Annotated in this window: 2 protein-coding genes; both read right to left on the reverse strand. The window is 33.7% G+C overall.

Features of this window, described 5'->3' with window-relative positions; genetic code table 11:
- Nucleotides 1-347: 347 nt before the first annotated feature.
- A complete protein-coding gene (locus RV14_RS11515) occupies nucleotides 348-605 on the reverse strand; it encodes a hypothetical protein (RefSeq protein WP_071856381.1) in 258 nt (85 codons plus the stop codon).
- Nucleotides 606-1,888: 1,283 nt separating this feature from the next.
- Nucleotides 1,889-2,968, reverse strand: a 1,080-nt coding sequence (locus RV14_RS11520; protein ID WP_071856382.1) for a primase C-terminal domain-containing protein, incomplete at its 5' end; no start/stop codon positions are given.

The following is a 2,968-nucleotide window of genomic DNA, read 5'->3' on the forward strand; positions in this document are numbered from 1 at the left end:
AAATGTTTCAAGTATCAGAAATCCTTCTGCTAACAGATAGTTACCGAGGTAACCCTTACCTGTGCTACTTATTTCTCCGCAATTTGCCCTCACAAAATCATCCCAAAGGGTCACTACACCTTCAGGTACTGTCTTTCTTTGAACACAATCGTAGATTAGACAGCGAGAATATCTACGACTGGTAAGAAAACATTCGTATCTCCTTCTAAATCCTTTTGCACCTCCTCATTTAGAAAACAGACGGTTTTCTTACATCCCTGAGCTGTGTTCTTTTTATTCAGTTTTCAAGGATCAAAGTGTTCACAAGTAAAAAGATTTACTTGCAAACAAGAAAAATCTTTCTGTTTTTACATGTGTTTTATCCTGTAGGGTTTCTCCAAAAACAAGAGTCCTTCTTGTTTCTTTTTACGTTTTGCAATCACTTGATGATTCACGCCTACAACTGTTCGAGTAGAACGATAAAGCAAGGAAATTGGTCGGATTTGCTTTGTTTGACGATTAATAAACCGTCCGTCCCCTAAATTAGCCCAAATACTGTTGTTATAGAGCTTGATCGTAATTGCTTGACGCTTCAGATCCTCTACTGTACAAAATCTTTCAGACATGTTTAAACTCCTTTTTAAGCGTTATTGCTCAACTTGTTGTCGAACAATGTAGAACTCAACAAAAAAGAGAGAGACTAGCTACTACCTTCAAAGATAATAACAGTCTCTCTCTTTATGCCATCAGAGCCTCCCTTGTAACGGAAGAATAATATACGCACTATATCTAATAAAATTAGATATACTACCCCATAAAAATTATATATAATACAAGTATAGAATACATGATTGTTCATTACTACAAATTTATGGTATTATTGTTCACGTTGCAGGAAGACCCTGCGGCAAAAAGGAGCAGCACCGTTATCATATCTAACGGTCGGGGTAGAAATCTATGACCTTTGAAAGAGTTGGCGCTCTTTCTCAGCGAGATTTCTAAACCACTCCTTTTTTTGCTGGGCTCTACATTGCACAACAACATATCGCAACAAAAAAAGTATATTCACTTTTAAATTTCAAATTAATTTTTTCTAAAAGAACAATATCATATTCATTTCTAAAATACAAACAAATTCATTAACTAAATTACATTGAATCAATAACTTCCTTGAAATAACAATGTTTTTAATCAAAAAAATCTATTCATACTTTACAAAATATTCTATCTTCTTTTAAAAATCATTATTTTTTTAAATACCTCCCTCCTAATTCTAAGCTAAGAAGTACTTCTGTTCGTATCCTATCACAACTTTCTAAAAAAATAAAAACACCAAAAATAACAACGTTTGTTCTTTTTTAAAAAACTTTTCGTTATAAAATTTAAACAATATATAATTTTTTTAGCCAGATTTTAGAAATTAAAAAAACAAAAATATACCCAGCCACTCTCTTTATCATTCTCTCTCTTATTAACGATTTTGAAACCAAAACCAACGATTATGATTTTATTGAATAAATTTCTAATAACAATTTTAAATAATTTAAAATAAACTATTACATTTGTAAAAAATGTAACATACTAAAATTTATCAAAAATCAATCAAAACGTTTGTTCACTTTCTTCCCCTTCTTGAATCGTACACATTCACGATAGCAATAATAATCATCTTATAGTTTTAACAATTCCTCATAGATTTCCCCCATACTTCGGCTAGAAGCCAAACTCAAATAAAAATCCCTCCTTCAGATAGCTACTCATCATTACATACGTAATAATAGCGTATAAGCAGCAAATAAAAAGAAACAGCAAATAACCAAGATACACACAAATATCACTAAACAGCCTAAAAGAACCCATAAAAGTATCAAAGATATATTGTAAAAGGCAATTGGCGTCTTTTATTTTTTCAACCTGTATCGACCTCTAATAGTCTGATTTCTTGGGCTTCTTTCTCAGGTAATAGCTGTTGAATGGTGCTTGTCCATTCATCGATTGTTAGCTTAAACTGCGCAATGATCCCTTGAATAAAGGCTTCTTTTTCTTCTTTCTTCGCTTGGATCAAACTTGCGACTAACACACGTACTGAAGCAAGTAAAAGTCCGCCACTACGCCCTTTTTTGACATGGTAGAACACTTTGTGTTCTTGTTTTAAAGAACTTAATGCACGATCCAGACTTCTTAGTGGCATATTTAATTGTTCCGCCAATTCTTTTTTAGACAGTTTCAAATAAGGCATACGAAGATCACTTTTTTCGCTCAAATAGCGCATGATATCTTCTTGCCATTCATGTTTATGACTATATTCTCGCTGTTCTCGTGGTTTCTTGAACTTCCACCAACCACGACGTTGGATAAACAACTCTTTTTCCTGAATATCTGAAGCTACCCATTCTCGGCATAATTCTAAAACAAAGTCACGATTGGCGGCTTGATAATTGCCAGAATACGCACTTTTGACAATCTTTCGCACTTCACCTTCAGACAACGGCTCATTTAAGCGTTCGTTAAACTCAAACATGTTATACTCACAGGTTTCTTGTCCGTAACCAGAAGAATAATAAGCTAAAGAGAGTGTAAAAATCACGTTATTCCGTCCTAATCGACCTTCTCCCCCAATGATATCTGCTTTTCGTAGCAACAAATCAAACCAAGGCTCATCGACTTGGCGATACTCTTTTTTCTCAGGAAAAACAATCAATTTAGCATTTCTTTCTGCCTCAGACTTTTGGTTAGATGCCATTTTCATTGACCAATTCAACCAATCAGAAAAAGAATATTGATTTTCTAGCTCACAAAATACGATATTTTGTTTGTTTGGGAATCGAGCAATTCCAAAATGGTTACATCCGACATCGATACCTGGTAACTGATTAGCCAATTGTGTACGAATCGTTGTAGAAATACGTTTAGCCACTTCAATTACTTTAAAATTACTCTTTTTTGTCACATAAGCAGGGGATTTTAACACAAAGTAAACTTGATAGCC

It is taken from the genome of Enterococcus ratti, from assembly GCF_001886195.1.
In the GTDB taxonomy this organism is placed as follows: domain Bacteria; phylum Bacillota; class Bacilli; order Lactobacillales; family Enterococcaceae; genus Enterococcus_B; species Enterococcus_B ratti.